The sequence below is a fragment of the Iodobacter sp. genome (assembly GCF_025352645.1).
Lineage (GTDB): Bacteria > Pseudomonadota > Gammaproteobacteria > Burkholderiales > Chitinibacteraceae > Iodobacter.
In genome coordinates, this window is sequence record NZ_JANXSO010000128.1 from 36,814 (window position 1) to 62,353 (window position 25,540).

21 protein-coding genes and 3 tRNA genes are annotated in these 25,540 nt (G+C 48.3%); 19 read left to right on the plus strand and 5 right to left on the minus strand.

The features are described from left to right. Positions 1–76: 76 nt before the first annotated feature. The 4 genes from tpx to prmA all read right to left on the minus strand — a co-directional run bounded on the left by tpx (position 77) and on the right by prmA (position 3,452). Positions 77–574 carry a thiol peroxidase gene (gene tpx, locus Q0R17_RS14565; protein ID WP_293936034.1) on the minus strand — a complete coding sequence of 166 codons (498 nt, stop codon included), beginning with the start codon at positions 572–574 and terminating at the stop codon, positions 77–79. A 120-nt stretch (positions 575–694) separates the two neighbouring features. Then, positions 695–1,261, minus strand: a complete 567-nt coding sequence (locus Q0R17_RS14570) for a peroxiredoxin (protein ID WP_293936035.1) — start codon at positions 1,259–1,261, stop codon at positions 695–697. Between the two features lie 282 nt (positions 1,262–1,543). Beyond that, the gene (locus tag Q0R17_RS14575; RefSeq protein ID WP_293936037.1) at positions 1,544–2,563 is read right to left on the minus strand and encodes a DUF3426 domain-containing protein; all 1,020 of its coding nucleotides are present in this window, start codon (positions 2,561–2,563) and stop codon (positions 1,544–1,546) included. Between the two features lies 1 nt (position 2,564). Further along, positions 2,565–3,452 (minus strand): 50S ribosomal protein L11 methyltransferase, encoded by an 888-nt coding sequence (gene prmA / locus Q0R17_RS14580; protein WP_293936039.1) that lies wholly within the window; start codon positions 3,450–3,452, stop codon positions 2,565–2,567. A gap of 366 nt (positions 3,453–3,818) precedes the next feature. Here prmA and Q0R17_RS14585 point away from each other — a divergent pair, with 366 nt between their 5' ends. The 9 genes from Q0R17_RS14585 to Q0R17_RS14625 all read left to right on the plus strand — a co-directional run bounded on the left by Q0R17_RS14585 (position 3,819) and on the right by Q0R17_RS14625 (position 11,411). Then, a complete protein-coding gene (locus Q0R17_RS14585) occupies positions 3,819–4,268 on the plus strand; it encodes a bacteriohemerythrin (RefSeq protein WP_293936040.1) in 450 nt (149 codons plus the stop codon). Positions 4,269–4,540: 272 nt separating this feature from the next. Continuing rightward, positions 4,541–4,867 (plus strand): preprotein translocase subunit YajC, encoded by a 327-nt coding sequence (gene yajC, locus Q0R17_RS14590; RefSeq protein ID WP_293936042.1) that lies wholly within the window; start codon positions 4,541–4,543, stop codon positions 4,865–4,867. Positions 4,868–4,931: 64 nt separating this feature from the next. Next, positions 4,932–6,743: a protein translocase subunit SecD gene (secD, locus tag Q0R17_RS14595; RefSeq protein WP_293936043.1), complete on the plus strand. Its 1,812-nt coding sequence runs from the start codon at positions 4,932–4,934 to the stop codon at positions 6,741–6,743. A 15-nt stretch (positions 6,744–6,758) separates the two neighbouring features. Then, positions 6,759–7,694 carry a protein translocase subunit SecF gene (gene secF, locus Q0R17_RS14600; RefSeq protein WP_293936082.1) on the plus strand — a complete coding sequence of 312 codons (936 nt, stop codon included), beginning with the start codon at positions 6,759–6,761 and terminating at the stop codon, positions 7,692–7,694. A gap of 110 nt (positions 7,695–7,804) precedes the next feature. Further along, positions 7,805–8,446, plus strand: a complete 642-nt coding sequence (locus Q0R17_RS14605) for a DedA family protein (protein ID WP_293936044.1) — start codon at positions 7,805–7,807, stop codon at positions 8,444–8,446. Beyond that, positions 8,443–9,339, plus strand: a complete 897-nt coding sequence (bioC, locus tag Q0R17_RS14610) for a malonyl-ACP O-methyltransferase BioC (protein ID WP_293936045.1) — start codon at positions 8,443–8,445, stop codon at positions 9,337–9,339. Before Q0R17_RS14605 ends, bioC begins: the two co-directional genes overlap by 4 nt. Beyond that, positions 9,336–10,046 (plus strand): dethiobiotin synthase, encoded by a 711-nt coding sequence (gene bioD / locus Q0R17_RS14615; protein ID WP_293936046.1) that lies wholly within the window; start codon positions 9,336–9,338, stop codon positions 10,044–10,046. The genes bioC and bioD overlap by 4 nt, the downstream gene beginning before the upstream one ends. A gap of 19 nt (positions 10,047–10,065) precedes the next feature. Next, entirely contained in the window at positions 10,066–10,635 is a 570-nt protein-coding gene (locus Q0R17_RS14620) for an SCO family protein (protein ID WP_293936047.1), read from the plus strand. Between the two features lie 20 nt (positions 10,636–10,655). Further along, positions 10,656–11,411, plus strand: coding sequence for a flagellar brake protein (locus Q0R17_RS14625; protein ID WP_293936048.1), 756 nt, complete (start codon positions 10,656–10,658; stop codon positions 11,409–11,411). A gap of 51 nt (positions 11,412–11,462) precedes the next feature. Here Q0R17_RS14625 and Q0R17_RS14630 read toward each other — a convergent pair whose 3' ends face one another. After that, positions 11,463–12,353: an NAD-dependent epimerase/dehydratase family protein gene (locus Q0R17_RS14630; RefSeq protein WP_293936049.1), complete on the minus strand. Its 891-nt coding sequence runs from the start codon at positions 12,351–12,353 to the stop codon at positions 11,463–11,465. 11 nt (positions 12,354–12,364) lie between these two features. On the opposite strand from Q0R17_RS14630, the gene Q0R17_RS14635 reads away from it, so the two are divergent. The 10 genes from Q0R17_RS14635 (at position 12,365) to Q0R17_RS14680 (ending at position 25,206) form a co-directional block, all read left to right on the plus strand. Beyond that, a complete protein-coding gene (locus Q0R17_RS14635) occupies positions 12,365–13,387 on the plus strand; it encodes a CDP-6-deoxy-delta-3,4-glucoseen reductase (RefSeq protein ID WP_293936051.1) in 1,023 nt (340 codons plus the stop codon). Between the two features lie 52 nt (positions 13,388–13,439). Next, positions 13,440–13,515 (plus strand) — tRNA-Thr (locus tag Q0R17_RS14640). A 59-nt stretch (positions 13,516–13,574) separates the two neighbouring features. After that, positions 13,575–13,650: transfer RNA gene (locus Q0R17_RS14645), tRNA-Thr, on the plus strand. A gap of 48 nt (positions 13,651–13,698) precedes the next feature. Beyond that, positions 13,699–13,774 (plus strand) — tRNA-Thr (locus Q0R17_RS14650). 439 nt (positions 13,775–14,213) lie between these two features. Beyond that, positions 14,214–15,353, plus strand: coding sequence for an RNA ligase RtcB family protein (locus Q0R17_RS14655; protein ID WP_293936052.1), 1,140 nt, complete (start codon positions 14,214–14,216; stop codon positions 15,351–15,353). Further along, positions 15,350–15,970, plus strand: a complete 621-nt coding sequence (gene prfH / locus Q0R17_RS14660) for a peptide chain release factor H (RefSeq protein ID WP_293936054.1) — start codon at positions 15,350–15,352, stop codon at positions 15,968–15,970. Before Q0R17_RS14655 ends, prfH begins: the two co-directional genes overlap by 4 nt. Before the next feature lie 330 nt (positions 15,971–16,300). Then, entirely contained in the window at positions 16,301–21,571 is a 5,271-nt protein-coding gene (locus Q0R17_RS14665; RefSeq protein ID WP_293936056.1) for a DUF4011 domain-containing protein, read from the plus strand. 133 nt (positions 21,572–21,704) lie between these two features. Continuing rightward, a complete protein-coding gene (locus Q0R17_RS14670) occupies positions 21,705–21,848 on the plus strand; it encodes a DUF2256 domain-containing protein (RefSeq protein WP_293936058.1) in 144 nt (47 codons plus the stop codon). Beyond that, entirely contained in the window at positions 21,845–23,380 is a 1,536-nt protein-coding gene (locus tag Q0R17_RS14675; protein WP_293936060.1) for a cryptochrome/photolyase family protein, read from the plus strand. The genes Q0R17_RS14670 and Q0R17_RS14675 overlap by 4 nt, the downstream gene beginning before the upstream one ends. Before the next feature lie 536 nt (positions 23,381–23,916). Further along, positions 23,917–25,206, plus strand: a complete 1,290-nt coding sequence (locus tag Q0R17_RS14680) for a DASH family cryptochrome (RefSeq protein WP_293936063.1) — start codon at positions 23,917–23,919, stop codon at positions 25,204–25,206. Positions 25,207–25,540 lie beyond the last annotated feature (334 nt).

Genomic DNA, 25,540 nt, shown 5'->3' on the forward strand with positions numbered 1-25,540 from the left:
AAAAACACGCTAAATCAATTGTTTATTGGGGCAATTAATAAATAAAGGGTGAGCATATACCCACCCTTTATGGCTTTTACAGTACGGCTAAAGCGGCCACGTAGTTAGGCTCTTCTTTGATTTCTGAAACCAGTTCTGCGTGTAAAACATGATTGTTTTCATCTAAAACGATTACGGCACGGGCAGAAACGCCTGCCAGTGGGCCACTTACAATTTCAACGCCGTAGTTGCTGAGGAAATCACGGCCGCGCATGGTAGATAGGCTCACCACGTTTTCGAGGCCTTCAGCGCCGCAGAAACGGCTTTGTGCGAATGGCAAGTCGGCAGAAATGCACAGTACCACGGTGTTTTCTAAGGTAGAGGCTGTTTCATTAAAGCGGCGAACCGAAGCTGCACATACACCGGTATCCACGCTTGGGAAAATATTTAGAATTTTTCTGCTACCTGCAAAGGTAGCCAAGTTTGCATCGGACAAGTCTTTAGCAACAAGGCTAAAGTCTTGTGCTTGTTGGCCAACTTGTGGGAAAGAACCTTTGATTTCAATGGCGTTGCCGCCCAGAGTCACTGCAGACATGTATGTTTCCTTTGTGGCTATTGATGGGGTAATTTCGATATTAATTATCTATTAGCGCAGCATTGAATAGCAAGCAGCATAGGCTTGCAATATGTACAGATGATGGCGGGATTTGTTTTTTTAAGTTTGATTGTTTTCTTCATCAATATCTAATTCAAGCGGAGCGTCTTCTTCTTCAATTGGCGGGAACAGGCATTCGGCCATCTGGCCATAATCGGGTTCAAAGCTAAGATCGGCAACCAGCTCGCTATACATCACGATATCGTAGCTATTTAACCCAATTAGCGCCGTTGCCATCAAGCCCGAGAGGGGAACATCCGTAATCATCACGCCGTAGTCTTTGTGAAAATCACGGCCACGCAGGGTACAGAGTAGTTGTACACGGCGAAAACGCTCTTGCTCCATGGCCCGAGCAAGGGCGTAGGGCGTATCTACAGAAATCACGAGGATGACGGTTTCTTCAGGCCAATCCAGCGATAGTTTTTCTAGTTGGCGAGCAATGTTCAGGCCGATTGCGCTATCAATACTTGGAATCACGGCAATGACTTTGGGCTTGCCAGCAAAGCGGGACAACGGCACATCGATCAGACTGGCGTCTACTAAAAGAAAGCTATGGGCATATTCGCCAATAATAGGGAAATTGCCCCCAACATTAATTTCAGTATGGTTGAGTAAAATAGTGGCCATGATCTATTCCGTATCAGTGATCAGTAAGTAGGCAATTGTTGTCAGCAGCCTTGCCGCTTGCAACTGATAATAATTGCTCCTCTACCAACATCTTTGTTTAAATAACTATAGCCCGTGAGTGCTTCATCACAAGACCTTAATGCCCTTTTGTTGTAAGGGGAGACTAAGGGGCTAAGGATAATTTAATTGGCTAATTTAGTCATGACCTAGCCGCTTTAGCCTGCAATTTCACAGTGTGAACGGTTAGAGGGCTTCTTTTAAGGGGCCTTAATCGGCGTGCTATCAAGGATAAAACCAGTAGATGGAGTACGCCGTGGAGTGCAGCTCGCCTAAGTCGATTTGTAGAAAGGCCCGTAGCTCATCTTGTGCATCAAATTGCAGACGTTTTTTATCGTGGCTACTGAGGTATTCGCTGGGTTTAAACACCTTTTTAAGCACGATATGCTCTTGATCATCGGTGAGGGTGACTTCTAGCATCGGCAATGCTTGCTCGTATTGAGCCAAGTTTCGCAAGGTGGCATTGAGCTGAATAATATTGGGAAACTCGGGCACGTAGCTGAGCTCCGACCATTCTGAACGCAGCATCTCGGTGTTTTGAGGTAGCGGCATGCTGCAGCCTAATGCTTGGCAGGCGCTAATTAGCTTTGGCCTTAGCCAAGGTAGCTCCATCGAGATTTGGGTGCGCTGGTGGTAGGCCAGCTGAGCGGCAAAGCTCAACATCAGCAGCACAATCACCGCCATATAAACGGCATACCATTTGGAGCGGAGCACTGGGGCTGGGGCAAGCAGATGATCGTCATCCATATAGATGGGGCGATAGCTGCTGGTCTCTTTTGCGGGTGGGATAACAGCGGGTTCTGACATTGCTTCTGCCAAAGCAGGGGCCGTTTGTTGAGGGGCTGGCTCGGTGATTTCGGCACTGGGCGCATGCGCTTCCGTGGCGGGCATCGCCTCATACTGGATATCTGCTGCGGAGCTTTGCATGGCCATTGCCACAAAATCAACTCTAGGCTCAGCGATGCTGGCGGCTTGCTCGGCAAAGGGGAGCGGCTCTGGGCTGGCGGTGAGTGGCTCAGCTGGAGGGCTATCTACTGCCGTATTGACAGGATGCGATGCTGCTTCAGTGGCAGTGTTTTGTGTGCTGCTGAGCGTTTCTGCAAGCTGCTCGCTTTCTAAGCAGTCTTTGGCATTAAAGACAAATGCGCAGCGCCCACAGCGAACTTTTCCGCGATGGGCTGCTAGCTGCGCTTCCGTTACACGAAAAGCGGTTTGGCAGTTTGGGCAACGGGTGATGTCATTCATATTACTTACGCGTGCCTGATAAACAAACCCAGCCATCTTCGATTTGTGGTGTATTCATGGCAAACCATTGGCTGTAAATAGCGATCACATCATCGGCTTGCTCGGCCAAAATACCGGATAAGGCAATACGGCCACCCAGTTTGACTTTAGCCGCCAACATGGGCGCGAGTGCTTTGAGTGGATTGGTCAGAATATTGGCAATTACCACATCGTAGCTGGCAGTAGGCTCGGCATCTGGCAAATAAAACTGAACTTCAACGGCATTTTGTTCAGCATTTTGTCGTGAGGCAGTCATGGCTTGCGGATCGATATCCACCCCAACAGCAGAAGCTGCACCAAGCTTTATACCGGCAATGGCTAAAATTCCAGAGCCACAACCGTAATCAAGCAAGGTTTCGCCGCCTGCCAGATTGCTGTCTAGCCATTTTAAGCAAAGGCGGGTGGTGGGGTGGCTACCCGTGCCAAAGGCCAGGCCTGGATCGAGCTGAATACTGATCGCGCCAGCATCTGGGCATTCGTGCCAAGTGGGGGTGATCCACAGCCGATTAGAAATAGGGATAGGATTAAATTGGGATTGAGTCAGGCGTACCCAATCTTGTTCCTCTACACGCACCACATCAAATGAAGGCGCGCTTAACTTTAGGGTGTTGCTGGCCGCAGCCACAATCAGCGCGGTATCGATGTCTTCATCAAATAGGGCGAGCACAACGCTCTGCTCCCACAACTGATCGACTGGCTCACCAGGCTCACCAAAAATAGGCTTTTCTGCATCAGTGCCGGCTGCAGCGTCTTCAATGCTAACGGAGAGCGCGCCCAAGTCAAACAGCGCGTCTGAAAAACGCTCTGCATGGATGGATTCGGTGGTGATGCGTAGTTCTTGCCAAGCCATTTTTGTATACCTGTTAGTGTTCTTCCCCGCATTGTCGCATTCCCCCTTAGTTTTGAGAATGTTTTTACTTGTAATAAGCAGGGATTGGGGCGTGATTGGCTATATCAGCTGTGTTTGTATTTAAGCTTTGCTGTTGCTTACGTAGATGTGATGCAGTGCATAAAATGCGATCTACAAATAGTAGGCAAACCTCAAATAACATTGGGTGCAGCCAGTAGAGCCCCTACAAGAGGCAATTTTTATGGCAGTTTCTTATTCAGGCTTTCCCTAGGCTGATATCAAACTTTGATATGCGTCAATAATTCTGTGGCACCTCAGCGGCATGATTCCTATTAAATTATTCAAGTCATAGGGAGTGATGCGGCAATGGCACTATTTTTTGAGTGGACTGATGAGTTATCGGTGGGGATTCAGGAAATTGATGAACAGCATAAGGTGCTGATTGATTTACTGAATGAATTACACGATGCAATTCGCCAGCACCATGGTAGCGAGGCTTCTGTCCAGATCTTGGGGCGTTTGGCTGATTACACTCGAACACATTTTACCGTGGAAGAAAGCTTGATGCGGATTTTGGGTTATCCAGATTACGATGCGCATAAGCAACATCACGAAGATTTAATAAATCAAATGAACGAGCTACAACTTCGCCTAAGTGCTGGTGAGGCGGTGACTTTTGAATTGATGCGTTTTTTAAGGCACTGGCTCACTAATCATATTATGGAAGGTGATAAACGCTATACCGAGCACTTTTTATCCCGTGGGGCGCAGGCAAAGTGGCATAAAAAAAACTGGTTGGAGCGCTTCTGGGCCTAGTTATTGGCAGGCTTGATGTCAAAAATGGGGCTTAATGGCTTGTTTTAAAAGAAAACTAGCACCGCGATAGAGAGGGGTAGTCAAAAGGTGACAATATTGTGTGGCTAAAGTTCCGATTTATTGAATAAAAAAAGGCCATAAGCTGATCTAGCTGCTGGGCACAGGTGGTTTAAGCCGCTTTGATGACCCATAGCAAAAAAGCTGGGTAGATTTTGTGCGGTTCAGCGGCTAGAATGGCCCGCTTTGCTTTATTCACACGGAACCGACCCTATATGTTCATTCCATCCGCGTTTGCTCAAGGCGCCGCACCGGCGGCAGAAATGAGCTTTATGTCTTTCCTTCCTATGATCGTGATTTTTGTTTTGTTCTGGTTCATGTTGATCCGTCCACAACAAAAGCGCGCCAAAGAACAACAAGCTTTGTTGGCTGCTCTTGCTAAGGGCGATGAAGTGGCAACCAGCAGCGGTATTCTGGGCCGAATCATTAAGGTGAACGAGCAGTATGTCACTCTTGAAATGGCCGACGGCGTAGAAATCTTGATCCAACGTGCTGCAGTTGCTGCGCGTTTGGAAAAAGGCACTATTAAAAACAACAAATAAAGCCAATAGGCGGTGACTTTGTTTTTCAAACAAAGCATCGCCTTTGCGCATTCTGGGTCCCGTTATGAATCGCTACCCGATTTGGAAATACCTGTTAATTATCTTGTCCGTTGCTTTAGCAACGCTCTACACCCTGCCTAATTTATTTGGCGAAAGCCCAGCGGTACAAATTGCCAGCGTTCGTGCCACTGTAAAAGTGGATACTGCGCTGCAACATACTGCCGCAGATATTTTAAAAAATGCGGGCATAAAGACTGAAGACGCTTTTTTTGATGGCAACTCAGTTAAGTTTCGCTTTAAAGACACCGAAGTGCAGCTCAAGGCTAAAGAAGCTTTGCAAACTAAGCTGGGCGACGACTACAGCGTGGCCTTAAATCTGCTGTCTGATACGCCTTCTTGGTTAACAAAAATTGGCGCAAAGCCAATGTCCTTGGGCTTGGATCTACGTGGTGGTGTGCACTTCTTGCTTGAAGTGGATATGAAAGCTGCGGTTGATAAGGCGCTAGAGAAAACTGCAGGTGATGTTCGCCGTGAGCTAAAAGACAAGAAAATTCGCTACGGCCGTATTGCCAGCACCAGAGATAGCGTAGAAGTGCAGCTACGGGATGAGGCCACAACGCAAGAAGCCGTTAAAGCTTTGCGTAAAGTCTTGCAGCAGCGCCAAATTGATGTTGTCGACAATAAAATTGTGATTTCATACTCTGCAGCCGCCTTACAGCAGCTGAAGAATGATGCGGTTAAGCAAAACATCACCACTCTGAATAATCGTGTTAATGAGCTGGGTGTTGCCGAGCCGATTATTCAGCAGCAGGGTGAAGGCCGTATCGTAGTGCAATTGCCTGGGGTGCAAGACACTTCAAAAGCCAAGGATATTCTGGGCCGTACTGCCACGCTAGAAGTGCGCATGGTAGAAGACGATCAAGCCAAAATGTCTGAAGCGCTGAATGGCAATGTGCCTGCGGGCTATGAGTTGTTGAATGAGCGTGGCCCAAATGGCCGTGTTAGCCCTATTTTGGTGAAAAAAGATGTTGAGCTCACAGGCGATAATATCAATGACGCGCAAGCGGGCTTTGATGATCAAAACTCAGCAGCAGTTCACTTAAGCCTTGATTCAACTGGCGCGGCTATCTTTAAAACGCTCACCAAAGAAAGTATTGGCAAGCGCATGGCTATGGTCTTGGTTGAAAAAGGTAAGGGCGAAGTGGTGACGGCTCCGGTGATTCGTTCCGAAATTGGTGGCGGCCGCGTGCAGATTTCTGGCTCGATGGGCGTGGCTGAAGCGAATGATACTGCGCTGTTATTACGCGCTGGCTCCTTGGCAGCACCCATGAATATCGTGGAAGAGCGCACCATTGGCCCAAGCTTGGGTAAAGACAATATCGCCCGTGGCTTCCACTCCACCCTTTACGGTTTCTTGGCGATCTCCGTGTTTATGATGATCTACTACCGTGTATTTGGTGTGGTATCTACTGTTGGTCTTGCCACTAACTTATTATTCTTGCTGGCCTTGCTGTCTTTACTTGGCGTAACGCTGACGCTGCCAGGTATCGCCGCGATTGCATTAGCACTGGGTATGGCGATTGATGCCAACGTGCTGATTAATGAGCGGGTGCGTGAAGAGCTGCGTGCAGGGATGACGCCACAGGCCGCAATTCAAAATGGTTATGGCCATGCTTTTGCCACCATTTTGGATTCCAACGTCACCACCTTGATCGCCGGCCTTGCGCTGCTGATCTTTGGCTCTGGTGCGGTACGTGGTTTTGCTTGGGTGCATTGCATTGGTATTTTAACGTCGATGTACAGCGCGGTCTTTGTTTCTCGCGGCATCATTAACCTCATTTATGGCGGCCGTCGTGTTACGACGCTGTCTGTGTAAGGGTGCATCGCCATGATTGAATTTTTTCATATAAAGCGTGATATCCCGTTTATGAGCTACGGCAAGCTCACAACGGCGATTTCGCTGGCTACTTTTGTGTTGGCTGTGGTGTTTTTGGTAATGAAGGGCCTGAATCTTGGCGTTGAATTTACTGGCGGCACGGTGATGGAGCTGCGTTATAGCCAGTCGGTTGATTTAAACAAGATCCGTGAAAAAGTGGATGGTTTAAAGTACGGCGAAGCCCAGGTGCAGTCCTTAGGCACAACCCGCGATGTGATGGTGCGGATTCCTAATATCAAGACTAAAACCAGTGCTCAGTTATCCAATGAAGTGTTGAATTTACTCAAAACAGATCGTAGCGATGTTGAGCTGCGTAAAGTCGAGTTTATCGGCCCATCGGTGGGTAGCGAGCTGGTGACGCACGGCGCAACCGCGATTTTACTGGTTTGCTTGGGGATTATTGCTTACTTGGCGATTCGCTTTGAATGGCGTTTTGCGGTATCGGCGGTGATCGCCAATATGCACGATGTGATCATTATTCTGGGCTTCTTTGCTTTATTTCAGTGGGAATTCACCCTGACTGTGCTGGCAGGTCTTTTGGCTGTGCTGGGTTATTCTGTGAATGAATCGGTGGTGGTGTTTGACCGGATTCGTGAGAATTTCCACAAGCCAAATCTACGTGGTAAAACCGTACCTCAAGTGATTGATAACGCGATTACCGCAACGATTAGCCGTACCATCATTACCCACGGTTCTACCGAGTGCATGGTCTTATCTATGCTGGTTTTTGGTGGCGCTGCATTGCATGGCTTTGCGATGGCGCTGACCATTGGTATCGTGTTTGGTATTTATTCATCGGTACTGGTGGCCTCGCCATTGTTGCTGATGCTAGGCGTAACCCGTGAAAACATGGTTAAGCCGGTTAGAATCAAAGAAGAAGCAGTGGTATAAAGCGAGGGGCGCGGCAGACGCGCCTGAGAATATCCATTGGTGTTGTTTTAACGCCACCCAAAACGCCGGCGATTTGATCGTCGGCGTTTTTATGTTTAAAGAGAGAAAACATGGAATTCAATCCAGTAGATGTTTTTCTGCACCTTGATGTGTATTTGGCCGAGATTATTCGCCAATATGGCAACTGGGTTTATGCCTTGTTGTTTTCGGTGATCTTTGTAGAAACTGGCGTGGTGATCATGCCTTTTTTACCAGGTGATTCGCTCTTGTTTGTAGCGGGGATGCTGGCGGGTGGTGGGCATATGAATTTGTATGTCTTGATGGGGCTGTTATTTACTGCTGCGGTTTTAGGTGACGCGGTTAATTACACTATTGGCCGTTATTTTGGCCATAAGCTCTTTGCTAATAAAGATTCTAAAATATTTCGTCAGGATTATTTGCAAAAAACCCATGCTTTTTATGAAAGGCACGGTGGTAAAACCATTATCCTGGCGCGTTTTGTGCCGATTGTGCGCACCTTTGCCCCTTTTGTGGCCGGTATGGCCGCAATGAGTTACCACCGCTTTTTGATGTTTAATCTGATTGGCGCAGCGGTTTGGGTAGTTTCTCTGCTATCGGCAGGTTATTTCCTAGGTGGTATTCCTTTTATTGCTAAAAACATTGGCTCAATCGCCATTGCTTTAGTGCTTATTCCTGCATTACCGGTGGTGATTGAATTTATTAAAATGAAATTTGCAAAGGCAGAGGCATGAGTCAGGCGTTTCACACTGAAAAAGCCGCCATGCGGGCGGCTTTTGATAAAGCAGCCAGCAGCTATGATGCGGCGGCGGTGTTGCAACGCGAAGTCGCGGATCGCATGTTTGAGCGCTTGGATTACATCAAAGTGAATCCAAGCGTGGTATTGGATGCTGGCTGCGGTACAGGCTACTGCGCTCCACAATTACGTGAGCTGTATAAAGACGCGCAGTTGATCGAGCTAGATTTAGCGCCAGGCATGTTGCAAGTGGCAAGAGCCAAAGAAGGCGGCGGTTTAAAAAAGCTGTGGGCCTCTATACGTGGCCAAGGCGCGGCTTATCTTTGCGCCGATATTGAGTCGCTACCGCTAGCAAATGAATCGGTCGATGTGATTTGGTCTAGCCTAACTTTGCAGTGGTGTAATGAGCCTGATGCGGCGTTTGCAGAATTTACCCGCGTATTAAAGCCTGGCGGTTTATTGATGTTTGCCACTCTTGGGCCAGATACTTTAAAAGAGCTGCGTGCGTCTTTTGCGGCGGTGGATCAAGCCCAGCATGTGAATCGCTTTATTGATATGCACGATTTAGGCGATGCCTTGGTGAAAAATGGTTTAAGTACTCCAGTGATGGATATGGAGTACCTCACCATGACTTACGATAGCGCCAAGGCCGTGATGCAAGATCTAAAAGATATTGGTGCACACAATGTGGCTCAAGGCCGCTCGCGTGGTTTATTGGGTAAGAGCGCATGGCAAAAGGTGGTGGCCAAGTATGAAACCTTTCGCACTAATGGCGTGCTGCCGTGTACCTATGAGGTGGTCTATGGTCACGCATGGAAGCCTTTAAATAAACCGGCGAGAAAGAGCGCCGATGGCAGCCAGATTATTGAATTTAGGCCAAGATCAGCATGATAGAACCACGCTATTTTATAACCGGCACGGATACCGATGTCGGCAAAACCATTGCCACCGCCCAGCTATTACGCGCCTTTGTGGCGGCAGGGCACACGGCGGTAGGGATGAAGCCCGTGGCGGCGGGATGCGAGTGGCGCAATGGCCAGCTTTACAATAGCGATGTTGCGGCCCACGCTGCGGCATCTAGCATTCAAGCCCCTGCAGCTTTGGTTTGCCCTTATATGTTTGAAGCGGCGATATCACCGCATTTGGCGGCAAGGGATGAAGGGCAGAGCTTAGATTTAGAGCATATCGTTTCTGCCGCCAATCAATTACAAGCATGGGCTGATGTGGTGTTGGTAGAGGGGGCAGGGGGCTGGTTTGCGCCATTGTCGGATAAACACAATATCGCTGATCTTGCTTTACGCTTACAATCCCCCATTATTTTGGTAGTAGGAATGCGCTTGGGATGTTTAAATCATGCCTTATTAAGTGCGCAGGCTATTACTGATAGTGGCTTAAGGCTAGCGGGCTGGATTGCCAATCAGATTGATCCAGAAATGCAGCGCTATGCAGATAATATCGCTTATTTGCAAGCGCATTTGCCCGCTCCTATGCTCGCAGAAATCGCCTTTGAGCAGAATGCACAAGATTTAACTTTGTCTGCACAAGCAATTACGCTACTTGCTTGTGGGACGAGTGCAAAGCAAGCTATAAACAATTAATATAAGGAAAATAAAATCTATGTTGAGAGTTTTATTGTGCATGCTATGTTTTGTTTTGCTCTCAGCTTGCTCAAAGCCAGAGTATCAAGGTAGTGATATTAGTGGTGCTTCGCTGGGCGGTGATTTTACTTTAATTGATCACAAAGGTAAGACGCGAACTTTGGCGGATTTCAAAGGTAAGGTTGTGGTGATGTTTTTTGGCTATACTCATTGCCCCGATGTTTGCCCAACCACGATGATTGAATTAAAAAACGCAATGCAGCAATTAGGCAGCAAGGCGGATCAGGTTCAAGTTTTATTTGTTTCAGTCGATCCAGAGAGAGATACTCAACAAGTATTAAACCAGTATGTCCCCGTTTTTGATTCGCGATTTTTAGGCCTTACAGGTAACACAACACAATTAGCTGAAGTGGCAGGGCGTTATAAAATCATTTATCAAAAACAAATGAGCAGCAGCGGGGATTACACGGTTGATCATAGCGCCGGTAGCTATTTGTTAGATAAAAGTGGTAAGCCAAGGGTGATGGTAAGTTATGGGGCTGGGGCAAGTGTCTTTGCACATGATTTAACCCTTTTGCTGAATGAATAATAAATTAAGGCGAGAAATCCGTGAGTGAAAGCGAGCAAGTAAGTCCAATACCAGAGGGTGAGGATATTGGGGCATTTCGGATTACCGCGCCGATGGAGATAGGCGCTGTGCTTCGCACACTGGCTCAGCGTGGTGATTTTATTACCATTTATTTAAATGAAGGGCGTGAGCTGCTGCTATCGCGTATTTTAGAAGTCGACATCAAAGGTAAAACGTTTATTTTTGATGTGGGTGGCAACGCAGCCAGCAATCAAATGCTACTTAATTCTGCTAGGTCGCTAGTACTGGCTGTACCAGATGGGGTAAAAATTCAATTTGCTGTGGGCATTGTGCGCAATTGCCAGTACCAAGGTGGCCCTGCCTTAACCACGGTTTTTCCAGCTGATTTAATTAAATTGCAGCGGCGCGAATATTATCGATTACCTACGCCGGTGGCGCGGCCTTATCGCTGCCAATTGCCTTTTGCTAATAACACCCACGACTGGCTGAATGTACACGATGTATCTTTAGGTGGTATTGGTGCTTGGGTGCCAAGCGAGCTTAAGCCGCAAATAGAGGTGGGTAAAGTCTATAGCGATATCCCTTTTGATTTTGGCCCTGCTGGCGTGATGAAGCTTAATTTTGAAGTGCGCTCTTTGCGCCACTTAGAGCAGCGCCCTGGGCATTTTGCATGGATGTTGGGTTGCCAATATGTTAATTTACCAAGGCAAATTGAAGCCAATATTCAAAGATTAATGGCGCAGCTTGAAGCAGAAAGAAAAGCATTAACCGGTTAATTTTTTTAGATAGATTTCATGTAAAAAGGGGCGAATTGATCGCCCCTTTTTTTATTTGTTGGCTAAAAACTGCCCAACATCTGGCCATTTTAATTGCAGGCGCAAGTCTTGTTTTAAGCGATGATTATTTAAACGCCGTGATTCATTTAAAAACGACATTAAACTAGCCGATAACACCGCCGGTGCTTCGGAGCGTTTAATCCGTGGTGGGTGTGGCTGGCGAATAGAATCCGCAACTAAATCAAAATAATCGCCCATTTTATGCGGCTGATCATCCGCCACATTCATCGCCCGCAATGGCTTGCCACGAAACAGCGCCAAGCTAACCGCATGGGCCAAGTCATCCGCATGGATGTGATTAGACCAACTATCTTCAGCATGAATTAATGCGGGGGTGGCTTGCATAATCCGCTCGGTGGGCAAGCGATCCGCAGCATAAATCCCTGGCGCACGTAAAATAGCCAATTTGATTTTTTGTGACCTAGCCCAAGCTTTTAAGCTGCTTTCTGCCGCAACACGGCGAATAGCGCGGGCTGATTGTGCGCGCAGTGGCCGAGTTTCATCCACCCATTCACCCTTGCAATCGCCATAAACGCCGCTGGTGCTGATGTAGGCAAGGTGGCGAGGTGTTAGAATTGCAGACTTATCCACGCCGGTGTAGCGTTCCATCTTGGCGATAAAGCGCTTGCAGCGGAGATCATCCTCGCCATTGGGCGCAGGAGGCGCGCTATAAACCATCCAGCGGGCGAGGCCCGATAAGCGCCGTAGGCTCTTTGGCTGGTCTAAATCGCAGAGTACAGGAATCACCCCAAGGCCGCGTAGCCTGGCAGCCGCCTCAGTATGACGCGCGGTGGCATAGACTTTAAAACGTTGGGTTAACCAAGGCAGGGCGCGGATGAGTACATCGCCGCACCCTATAATAAGTAATCGATTTTTTCGCATAGCGGATCGCAATGAGCAAGCAACTTACTATTTTACCAAGTGGCCAACAAATAGCCATGAATGAAGATGAAACTATTTTAGACGCCGCAATGCGTGGCGGCTTTAATATGGCTTACGGCTGCAAAAATGGCGCGTGTGGCTCTTGTAAAGGCAAAGTGATAACTGGTGAAGTCACCCACGGGGATCACGCCGAAAGCGCCTTATCAGCGATGGAGCGTGAAAATGGCTACGCGCTATTTTGCTGTGCCACAACGGATGCCGATATTACGATTGAGTGCAAAGAAGTCACTGCCAGCAAAGATATCCAAATCAAAACCCTGCCGTGCCGCGTGCAAAGCATAGATAAAGTCTCACACGATGTAGCCGTATTGTCTTTAAAGCTGCCAAGCAGCGAAAAACTGGCCTTTTTGGCGGGGCAATATATTGATATCCACACCAAAAATGGCAAAAAGCGCTCGTTTTCGATCGCCAATGCGCCGCACGATGCCGAGTATCTGCAATTACATATTCGCCACGTAGCCGGTGGTGAGTTCTCTGATTACGTGTGGAACACCATGAAAGAGCGCGAAATCATGCGCTTTACCGGCCCGCTGGGCTCGTTTTTCTTGCGTGAAGACAGCGATAAGCCAATTTTACTGATCGCCACCGGTACGGGCTTTGCGCCGATAAAAGGGATTTTGGAGCACGCCTTTAATAACGGTATTCAGCGCGAAATCGTACTGTATTGGGGGGCGCGTACGCTGGCAGATATCTATATGCCAGAGCTGCCATCGGTATGGCAGCAACAGCACGCCAACTTTACGTTTATCCCTGTTTTATCTGAGCCAAGCGATGCGGATGCATGGAATGGCCGTACCGGTTTGGTGCATGAAGCGGTGCTGGATGACTTTGGCAGCCTAGCCGGTTACCAAGTTTATGCCTGCGGCGCACCGGTGATGGTGGAAGCGGCTTATACGCATTGCGTTTCTCGCGGCTTACCTAGTGATGAATTTTTCTCTGATGCCTTCTTTACTTCCAAGGACTTAGCGAAATAATTGGATTAGGTGCTTGCAAAAATAGGCCTTATCAATTAATCTGCGTGCCTTCGCCGATGTAGCTCAGTTGGTAGAGCACCTGACTTGTAATCAGGGGGTCGCGAGTTCGATTCCTGCCGTCGGCACCAAGTATTTAAAAAGTAAGCTTAGGCATACTTTGCAGTAGATTTAGTAGCAAGGCTTTATTGCCGATGTAGCTCAGTTGGTAGAGCACCTGACTTGTAATCAGGGGGTCGCGAGTTCGATTCCTGCCGTCGGCACCAGTAATACCGTAGTAAAACCTAAGTTTACTTAGGGGTAATAAAGTTAATGCCGATGTAGCTCAGTTGGTAGAGCACCTGACTTGTAATCAGGGGGTCGCGAGTTCGATTCCTGCCGTCGGCACCAGTATTAACAAAAAGGCCTCAGCTTATGCTGGGGCCTTTTTGCGTTTGGGCGAAAACACTGTTTACTTTTGAATTTGGCTGGTAGATTGCTTTTTCAAGCCTTAAGTAAAAGTGCCAAGCCATAGATTGCAGAACAAGGCTATATCTAGAGGCGCAGCAAGCAGCGCTCCTAAGAGCTTATATCCTACGTTGATAATCTGCCGCGCTTTACACGCCGTTACAAGTCACAACGTAAATGATCTTCAGGCAAAAGCAAAACCGGTATAGGATGCGCTTCATTCATTTTATCAACCGTACTGTTAAAGGAGAACCATCATGCACCACACCTCTACATTCTCCGCAGTCCGCGCCTAGGTTGATCGAGTCTCTGTAACACCTCGTATTGCCCAAGGCCTCGGCCTGCCACATCCAGCATTTTTAAAATCTGATATGGATTTATCATGGGCAATCACGTTCAAATTTTGTCTGAGCGCGTTAATTTAATCGCTGCTACAGATACATGGATCGAAGGCGATGCGATCCAACAACTCAATAACACCGCCAAGCTACCCGATATGCAATATGTTTCTGGCATGCCTGATTTACATCCTGGGCGTGGCTATCCGGTAGGCGCTGCTTTTTTCTCATCAAAGCAGATTTATCCTGCCTTAATTGGTGGCGATATTGGCTGCGGCATGGCGCTTTGGCAGACTAATCTGGATGCCAAAAAAACTAGCATCAGCAAACTTGAAAAGAAAATCGGCAATATCGACGGGGCTTTGGGCGAAGAATGGCAAGCGTTGATGGCTAACTTGCTACCCGCTGAGCTGGGTTTCCGGCAAGCGCTGGGCACCATTGGCGGCGGCAATCATTTCGCAGAATTGCAGTGTTTTGATGAAATTCATGATGCCAAAGCATTTCAAGCGTTGGGCCTACACAAGGCGCAATTACAGCTGCTTGTTCACAGTGGCTCCCGTGGCTTGGGGCAGTTTATTTTGCGCCAGCATATTGATCGTTATGGGCATCAAGGCTTGCAGGCGGATTCTGCCGCGTGCGTCGGCTACCTTACCGAACACAATCAAGCCGTGCAATTTGCAGAAGTCAATCGTCGACTCATTGCGCTGCGCATTTTGGCTAAGCTCGGCACTGAGGGCCGTCAGATTCTCGATATCAATCACAATCTGGTGCTGCCCGCTCAAATGCACGGCATGCAAGGTTGGATTCATCGCAAAGGCGCTACGCCTGCCGATCAAGGTGCGGTGGTGATTCCAGGCTCGCGTGGCGATTACAGCTATCTGGTGTTGCCGATTGCCAGCGATATGAGTCTGCAATCGCTCGCGCATGGGGCGGGGCGAAAATGGATGCGCAGCGAGTGCAAAGGGCGCTTGAGTGCGCGTTATACCGTCGCGCAACTGAGCCGCACCAAACTTGGCAGCCAGGTGATTTGCGCCGATCGCGCACTAATTTATGAGGAAGCCCCCGAAGCCTATAAGCCCGCCAGTAACATCATTTCGACCTTGGTCGGAGCGGGTTTAATCAAAGTGATTGCGCGGCTCAAACCAGTACTGACCTACAAAACCCGTGGGGAGTGCTGCGAATGATGTTAGTTCAATTTTCTGCGGCGCAAGGCCCAGACGAATGCCAATTGGCCGTAGCCAAAGTACTTAAACAATTTCTGCTTGAAGCGGTACAGGCCAAGCTGGTGGTTGATGTGCTGGAGCAAGAGCGGGGGGATAAATGGGGTAACTATCGCTCGCTGCTATTAAGCGTGGATGGGGATGGCGCAGAAAGCTTAATCCAGCAATGGGAAGGCAGTATTCAGTGGATTTGCACCAGCCCCTACCGCCCCAAACATCTGCGTAAAAACTGGTTTATTGGCGTGTTTCGCTGTGCAGTGCAGGATGGCGATGTATTGAGTGAAATCCGCTTTGAAACCACGCGTTCATCCGGCCCAGGTGGCCAGCATGTGAACAAAACAGAATCAGCCGTGCGGGCAACGCATATCGCAACCGGGATCACGGTGAAAGTGCAAACTGAACGCAGCCAGCACGCCAATAAACGGTTGGCTGAGCTACTGATTGCGCATCGTTTAGCGTGCCGTACCAAAGAGTACCTCGGTGCGCTGCGTGCAGAGCGACGCCTACAGCATTACCAGATTGAGCGCGGTAGCCCGAAGCGTATTTTTAAAGGTGAGAAGTTTGAATGCACCATAACTTAGCGTGATTGCACTGCAAGACGACGCGGGTATTTAAGATGATCGGCCTCTGGGTTTGAAGCCGAGGGCTGATTTCTTAATCAGACTAGGTATCGCTGTTGAAATAGCCATTATCACAGGTCTAAACAGGCGTGCTGAAGAAAAAACCTCAAGAGAAAAACACTGGAAGGACATGTGTGAAGCTGTAATCTTTCATGATTGCAGGCCAAATGAGGCGGCATGCTTATTTGTTCATTATTCATTGTTGATTTTTATCTTGGTTGGCGCTTATGCACTCTGTAAGATGCTGTTCTTGTATTGTTTGTTAAAAAATAATGACTTGGAGTCATTGCGATGACCATCAAAATTGACGTGATAGTAAGCACAAAGCTCGGTTTTGCTTCTCAGCAAAATGCGGTGCCAGTACTTCGCGAATTAGAGATCAGCAATAATGGGGAATCTGATTACGATGGCCTCACCTTAGTTTTGACGGCATCGCCCGCTTTTCTTGAAGCCAAAACATGGAAAATTGATCGCTTGCCCAAAGGCGATAGTCTGCATATCACTGACCGTGATTTAAAGCTCAATGCCGCATACTTGGCCGATTTGACTGAGAGCTTAAAGGGTGAGCTTAAACTAAGCCTCTGCTATGCCGACCAAACTCTGGCGACAGAGACGTTTGACATTGAAATTCTTGCTAACAATGAATGGGGTGGCGCTGGCGTGATGCCAGAACTGCTCGCTGTGTTTGCGATGCCAAATGATCCTGCTGTGGATCGGCTATTAAAATCGGCATCCGACGTATTGCGCAAAGCGGGCAAGAAAGATTCGATTGATGGTTATTCAGGCCAGTCCAGAACTAGAACTTGGGAGCTAACATCGGCGCTTTGGTCATCCGTTTGTGGTTTGAGGCTGAGCTATGCTTTGCCGCCGTCTAGTTTTGAAATGCAAGGGCAAAAGATAAGAACCCCCAGCAAAATTATGGATGGTGGTGTCGCAACTTGCTTAGATACTGCGTTACTTTTCGCTGCGTTAGCGGAGCAAGCTGGCCTTAACCCTTTGCTGCTGCTCACGAAAGGGCATGCCTTTGTCGGGGTGTGGCTTCAACCACAAGAGTTTTCACAGCTGATTACAGATGAAGCATCTGCCGTCCGCAAGCGGATTGAGTTGAATGAACTTCTGGTTTTCGAGACCACATTAGCAACGCAAGCAATTGCCCCTAGTTTTAGTCAGGCGGTTGAAGCTGCAAAACGGCAGATCAATGATGAAGATTTCATCATGGCGATTGATTTGCGGCGTGCGCGTATGCAGCGCATTCGGCCTTTGGCTTTATCGGGCCAACGTTTTCAATTTGATCAGTCGGTTGCTGAAAAGCCAGCATCGATTGATGCGTTGGAAGAGGCTCCATTACTGCCTAGTTTTGATGTTGAAATTCAAATTGAACCTGATAGCCCTGCTAGCAAACTTAATCTTTGGCAGCGCAAATTACTGGATTTAACGACACGTAATCGCTTGCTGCATTTACCCGACAGCGCGAAGTGTGTGCGTTTGATTTGCCCTGATCCTGCAAAGCTCGAAGATATATTGGCAGATGGAAAACGAATTCGCGTAGTTGCCATGCCTGATCTAGAGGCTGGTGGTCGCGACCCAGCACTATACGAGCAACAAAACCGCGAAAATTTACGCGATGAATACGCTCGCTCTGCTCTAAATAGGAACGAAGTTCTCGGTACGCTTGAAAAAGCCAAGCTGGATAGCGCTTTGGTGGATTTATATCGCACTGCGCGTAGTGATCTGGATGAAGGCGGAGCAAATACGCTCTTTTTAGCTATCGGCTTATTAAAATGGAAAAAGTCTGCCGATGATCCAAAATCCTACTCGGCACCACTCATCTTACTGCCAATCAAACTAGAAAGAAAAAGTGCGCTATCCGGCGTCACCATGAGCATGCTCGATGAAGAGCCGCGTTTTAATCTGACTTTGTTAGAGTTGTTGAGGCATGATTTTGAATTAAATATCCTAGGCCTCGATGGTGTACTTCCTGCCGATGAAAGTGGCATTGACGTTGAAGGGATTTGGAACACGGTGCGCCGTGCCGTTCGGGATATTCCTGGTTTCGAGGTGACGCACGAATTGGTGTTAGGCACATTCTCATTTGCCAAATACCTGATGTGGAAGGATCTGAGTGATCGCTCTGAGCAATTACTAAAAAGCCCATTGGTGAAGCATTTGCTTGAGCGCCAAGCCGAAGGTAGCGATGGCATTGCCTACAATGATTTTCCGCGAGCCGAAGAGCTGGACCAAAAAGTTACGCCAGCCCAGTTGTTTACGCCGCTGCCTGCCGATTCGTCGCAATTGGCGGCCGTGGTGGCATCAACGGCAGGGCATAGCTTTGTTTTAGATGGGCCACCCGGAACGGGTAAGTCGCAAACGATTGCCAATATGATTGCCCACAATCTAGCGCTGGGTCGTCGCGTTTTGTTTGTTGCTGAAAAAATGGCCGCGCTTGATGTGGTTTATCGGCGCTTGGAAGAAAAAGGCCTTGGCGAGTTTTGCCTTGAATTGCATTCGAGCAAGACTTCAAAAATTAGCGTTTTGCAACAACTAGAGCGAGCGTGGGATACGCGCGAATTATTGTCAGCAGAGGAATGGTCTACCGAGGCAGCTCAGGTTCAGCGATTGCGCGATAAATTAAATGGCGTAGTGAGATTGTTGCATAAGCGCTGGCCGAACGGGCTTTCTGTTCATCAGGCTATGGGGCGTGTTATTCATCATGGCTCGTCTGCAATACCGCGCCTTAACTGGCCTAATGGCACAAGTCATGATCTGCTTGCAATGACACAACTACGGGATGTGGCTCGCCGCTTGGATCTAAATAGTTCAGCAGGGCAAGCATTCTCCACTAGCTTTAAATTATTATCGCAAACCGATTGGTCAAATGGCTGGCAAGAGTCGCTGGTTGCCGCTTCGCGTGAATTGTCTACCGCGATTATTGAACTGAACGAAGCTCAAGCAAACTTCATTAAAGCAAGCCAACTGCCGCTAAAAGCAAACCAACACAACGAGATTGCTCGAATCATCATCTTCGCAGAGGTCCTAGAGAAAACACATGGTGTTGATCTGGCATTTGCATTTTCGGTCAACGCCACGGCAAAAGTGACGGCTGCTCGCCAGGCAATGGCGCTGATGAGTGAATATCGCAAACTTGAACCCGCATTATCCTTGGTTTACTCGGTAGAAGCCTGCCGCCGAATTAATCTGGAACAGATGGAACGCAACTGGATTGATGCGACCAGTAAATTCTGGTTTTTAGCCAGTTTCGCGAAGAAAAAGGTTGCGCGCCAATTAGCCGCAGAAGGTGGATGTGTTGGTTTTCCAGATGTCGTTGCCGATTTAGCAAAATTGCAGCAGCTCAAAGCACTGCTGAGTGAGCTAGATAAACTAAGTATTGAATTGCAGGGTATTCCTGGCTGGGCATCTTTAAATAGCAATATTCCGCAGATGGATGCTGCTCTACTGTTGAATGACAACTTGCGCTCAGGCATAAGCGGCATGGCGCAATCACCCGAGCATGCTGTTGAACTTCGTAGTGCAACGGCCAGATTGGTGGTCGAAGCGAATGAGCTTTTGGGGGCAGATGGCGTAATTATCTCTGCGCTCAATCGGTTCAAATCAGCCTTCACACGTTTAACGCATGGGCTTGAGCGCTTCAAATCACTGAGCACCACCGCCGAAACCCATCCCGCCGAAATTAATGCAGATCTAGCTAGCCTTCACGATATGGCGGATGCCATCTGCAAACTGGAAATGCAGCTTAAATCTTGGTGTGATTGGTGCCGTGTTCGGCATGAAGCACAAGAGTTAGGTTTAAAACCATTGGCTGATGTCGTGGCAGAGAATGCGCTGCTTGTTGGTGGCGCTTTAGAGGCATTTGAAACCGCTTATGCACGTTGGTTTGCAAGCCAAGTGATTGATGCAGAGCCATTGCTGCGTAATTTTGTGTCTGCTGAGCACATGAGTGATATCGAAGCTTACCGTCAGGCCGAAGATCATTTGTCTAAATTGTCGGTTCGCTATGTGCGCGCCAAACTATGCGGCTTGATTCCATCGAAAAATGATACGGGCAAGCAGGGCGGTTTTGCCATTCTCAAGCATGAGTTGCAAAAGTCGCGCCGCCATAAACCTGTGCGTCAATTGGCCGTTGAAATGGGCGATGCCATGCAGAAACTGGCTCCTTGTATGCTGATGAGCCCGTTGTCGATTGCGCAATATTTGCCCGCTGATTTAGCTTTGTTTGATCTGGTCATTTTCGATGAGGCTTCACAGATTGCGCCATGGGATGCGATTGGCTCAATCGCTCGCGGCAAGCAAGTCGTGATTGCAGGTGATCCACGACAAATGCCACCAACCAGTTTCTTTAATCGCGGCGCTTCTGCATCGGAAGACGACACCGAAGACGACATGGAAAGCATCTTGGACGAATGCTTGGGTGCTGGTATTCCTAGCCACAGTTTGAGCTGGCATTACCGCAGTCGGCACGAGAGCTTGATCGCTTTTTCCAATCACCGTTATTACGACAGTAAGTTGATTACCTTCCCAGCACCAGAAACACGTGCCAGCGCCGTTGAGTGGCGATATGTCGATGGTGTTTATGCGAAAGGTAAAGGGCGCACTAATCAGGCCGAAGCACAGGCGATGGTCGCGGAGACCGTACGCCGTCTCACCGATCCGCAATTTATAGCGCAAGGCCTAAGTATTGGCATCATTACGCTCAATAGCGATCAGCAGACCTTGGTTACCAATTTGCTTGATCTAGCGCGCCAGAAACATCCTGAAATTGAACCGTTTTTCCAAGAAGGCCTCGCCGAGCCAGTAGTGGTAAAAAACTTGGAAACCGTGCAGGGTGACGAGCGCGATTTGATCATGCTGGGGATAGGTTACGGCCCTACGGAGCCAGGTTCAAAAACGATGTCGATGAACTTTGGCCCTTTGAATAAAGAAGGCGGCTGGCGGCGTCTGAATGTGGCGGTTACGCGTGCGCGGCGTGAAATGCTGGTGTTTACGTCCTTTGATTCATCTATGGTCGATCTAAACCGAACCAGCGCTCGCGCTGTCCGTGATTTGAAACATTTTATTGAATTTGCCAACCGTGGCCCACGCGCCTTGGCCGAGGCGGTTCAAGGCTCGGTGGGCAGCTATGATTCGCCATTTGAAGAAGCCGTTGCTGATGGCTTGCGTCGCAAAGGTTGGAAAGTTGTACCGCAAATTGGCGTATCACGTTTCCGGATTGATCTGGGTATTGTGCATCCAGATCGCCTTGGCGATTACTTGTTGGGCGTTGAATGCGATGGCGCAACGTATCACAGTGCTGCCACGGCGCGGGACCGAGATAAAGTGCGCAGCGCCATTCTGCAAGGATTGGGCTGGAAATTACTGCGGGTGTGGTCAACCGATTGGTGGATCGATAAAGAGGGCGCATTAGAGCGGCTGCATGCTGCAATCATCGCTCAACTTGAAGTATCGCGCGCAGCACCATTGCCAACTTTTACAGCAGCAGCCCCAATCATCGCAGAGTCTCAGCTTGAGCAGGATATCCCTGAAAAGGGAGTATCTCAACTATCCTGACACAGGGGGAATACGAGCACTGATAATTCATTGCCCTAAAAGTTACTGGTTGGTATATATTGTTACTTATTAGTATCTATGGTGTCTTCCATGATGAAAACAATCTCGATGACTTGCATAGTGACAACAATACATGGCTCACCATAAACGCAATTTGCCGCAAAAGAGCTGTCCTGTTTGTATGCGGCCCTTTTTTTGGCGCAAGAAGTGGGAGCAAAACTGGGAAGCAGTCAAATACTGTAGTGTGCGCTGCGCGAAGCGCAAAGGCTCGATATGACCATCTTGCGATTAATTTTGGGTGACCAGCTCAATATCCGTCATAGCTGGTTTAGTGAGGCCGAGCGCGGGCGTGCTGATGTGCTGTATGTGCTGATGGAGCTGCGTAGCGAGACCGACTACGCTTGGCATCATGCGCAAAAGGTATTGGGTATTTTTGCTGCGATGCGCGGACTTGCCAAGGCTTTGCAAAACGCAGGTTGCCGCGTGCGGTATATCAAAATTGGCGATGCTGATAATCGCCAAGATTTTATCAGCAACTTGCTTGCTTTGATTGAAACCGAGCAAATCACGCAATTAGAGCGCCAACAAGCGGATGAGTATCGGCTAGAAAGCCAACTTTTAGCTGCCGAAGCACGGCTTGGTATTCCCGTCTTTGTGGTGGATAGCGAGCATTTCCTTGCTGATCGGGCTGCCATCAGTGCGCAATTTGCCCAGAAAATCCCCCGTATGGAGTTTTTTTACCGTACTTTGCGCAAGCAATATCAAATTTTGCTGGATGCCGAAGGCCAACCCGTTGGCGGGCAATGGAATTTTGATCAAGACAATCGCAAACGCTGGAACGGCCAACCTGCCGCACCCGCTTGGCCTCAATACGGCACCGATTTAAGCGATTTGTGGCAAGAGATTGCCGCTGCTGGCGTTAAAACCATCGGCCAAGCCCAAGCCCAAGCGTTTCCTTGGCCGCTAACGCGGGCTCAGGCTAAGCACGCACTGGCCACCTTTATCGACAATGCTCTGCCGCACTTTGGCGCTTACCAAGACGCGATGAGCACCGCATCACCGACTTTATTTCATGCTGGGCTATCATTTGCGCTCAATTTAAAGCTGCTGCATCCACTGGAGGTGATCAACGCGGCTTTGGCTGAGTACGAGGCAGGACGTGTTTCGCTCTCAACCGTTGAAGGCTTTGTGCGGCAAATTTTAGGCTGGCGCGAGTTTGTGCGCGGCGTGTATTGGGCGCGGATGCCCAACTATGGGCAGCTTAATGAATTAAACCATCAGCGTCGTTTGCCCAACTGGTACTGGGATGGCAATACTAAAATGAATTGCGCCAAACACGCCATCGGGCAATCTTTGCAACTGGGCTACGCGCATCACATTCAACGGCTGATGATTACGGGCAATTTTGCTTTGTTGGCTGGGATTGCCCCCGACGACGTGGATGCGTGGTATTTGGGGATTTATGTCGATGCGTTCGAATGGGTGGAGATGCCCAATACGCGTGGCATGAGCCAATACGCCGATGGTGGTCTACTGGGCAGCAAGCCGTATGCGGGCTCGGCCAGCTATATTAATAAAATGAGTGACTACTGCAAAAGTTGTTGTTACCAGCCCAAATTACGCCACGGTGAAGGCGCATGCCCATTTAATAGCTTGTATTGGCATTTTCACGCTCGCCACGCTACGCGGCTAGAAAAAAATCCTCGTCTTGGGATGACTTATCAAACGTGGCGCAAAATGCCAGAAGACGAAAAAACGGCGACCTTAGCGCAGGCGGAGCTGTATTTGCAGCGGCTGAATGAATTGTAAACGAGCGATCAATTGTGTTAACTCGTGCATTGTCTTATTTATAAACTGATGTCAGTCATAGGACTATTCGTCCACGAAAAACACGCAATGCATGAAAAAAATGGATCAAACAGAAATGATCTCCCTCTGTTTTTATGATGTTTAGTCAATAAAATAGTTAAATAACGATTTGATTTAAATAAAATTATTTAAATCAATCAAAGAATAATGCTCGTAAGGTATTTGCTTGTGTTGTTTGTGGGCGGTATTTTTTGATCTTGCTGTGTAAGGACTACGCTATCAGTGATCGAGGATGGCGAAGATCCGCATCGTCATTCCCACGCAGGCGGGAATCCAGCTAGGCAATGGATCCCCGACAAAACCCTTGGGGATGACGCTTTTTTAGCTTGCTTAAAATTCAATAAAATTTAGCTTGTAGTCCTTAAATAAGTCTAGGTTTTTCGAGGTGCGCTACTCAGGTGGTGGACGGGTTCAAAACGCTTATTGATCTGGGTTGGCCGCATACGCTGCCCACGCCAAGTAATGAGGATGCCATCGTGGCAAAAAAAACGGCGGTTTATTGGTTTCGCAATGATTTACGCATTAATGACAATCTGGCCTTAGCACAGGCATGCCTGCAGTCGGATCAACTGGCCTTGGTGTACTGCCTTGAGCCGGAAGAACATACGATCTGGGGATTTAATCGTGTAGGTCTTCACCGAAAAATTTTTCTGGCTGATACGCTGCTCGATCTGGCACGGCAATGCCAGCAAAGGGGGAGCCAGTTGCTGATTGTCGAGGGTAAGCCTGCCTTGGCTTTGCCGCGTATTTTGCAACAGCACCAGTGTCAGACCATTTATTGCGAAGCGATTGCCGCGCCTGAAGAAATGGCGCAGATTGATTCACTGCGTGAGCAAGCCTATGAGGTTGAGGCTATCTGGCAATCGAGTTTGCTTAATCCTAGCGAATTGCCATTTTCTATCGAAGACTTACCGCAAGTCTTCACCGCTTTTCGGCAGCAGATTGAGCAAATGGGCGTGCTTGCTCCAGCACCGATGGGCTGGACTGAAAAACTCCCTGAGTTACCTAAAGCCGCGCTGGCAATCCCACAGGTTGATATAAAAGCCTGGGCAGGTATCGCGCCGATTGATAAGCGTAGTGCGTTTCCCTATGATCAGCCGCAATGGCAAGGCGGTGCAACTATGGCTTTGGCCCATGTGCAGCGGTATTTAGCTTCGGGTTTGGCTGATCAGTATAAGCAAACACGCAACGGCTTGATTGGCTCAGATTATTCGACTAAGTTTTCGCCTTGGTTGGCAAGTGGTGCGTTATCAGCAAGGCAAATTGATCAGCAACTAAAAACGCATGAAGCAATGCATGGCGCAAACGAAAGTACGTATTGGATTTGGTTTGAGCTACTTTGGCGGGATTATTTCAGATTTTTGCATCTGCGTTTTGGGGTGCAATTGTATTACGCCAACGGCTTAAAAGACGCTGCAACGATTTCACATCAGCCTGAGCTTTTTTTAAAGTGGTGTCTGGGTAACACGGGACAGCCTTTTATTGATGCTGGTATGCGTGAGCTGGCGGCTACTGGATATCTTTCCAACCGGATGCGGCAAAATGTGGCCAGCTTTCTGATTCATGATTTGCAATGCGATTGGCGTGCTGGCGCGGCTTGGTTTGAGTCGCTGCTGATTGATTATGATGTGTATAGCAATCAAGGTAATTGGCTGTATCTGGCGGGATGCGGCACTGACCCAAGATCAAATCGACGGTTTAATATCGAAAAACAAATTAAAACTTATGATCCTCAGTGCGAATATTTGCATTTATGGTGCAATTAACCGGATGTCAATCAAGCTAACTGATGTTACCTAGTAAGATTAAAACATCCGTCGTGCACTAAAAACACAAAAAGCACGCACAAATATCACATGAGCATTACGCTTTTATTTATTTAAATAATTTCCTGATTATGCCTCTTGCTCAATAACACTAATGTAAATCGATTTGTTACCGTCGCACTCTGTTTATGCATTTGTAGGGTGGGTAAAACCCAATCCTATCAACTTGCCATTCGTAAGGTGGGTAAACCCTGCGAGTAATACTCAATAAATATTTAATTTGAACAAGAGGCATAATCAGAAATGTTTTTATTTGGTTTAATTATCTTTAAAA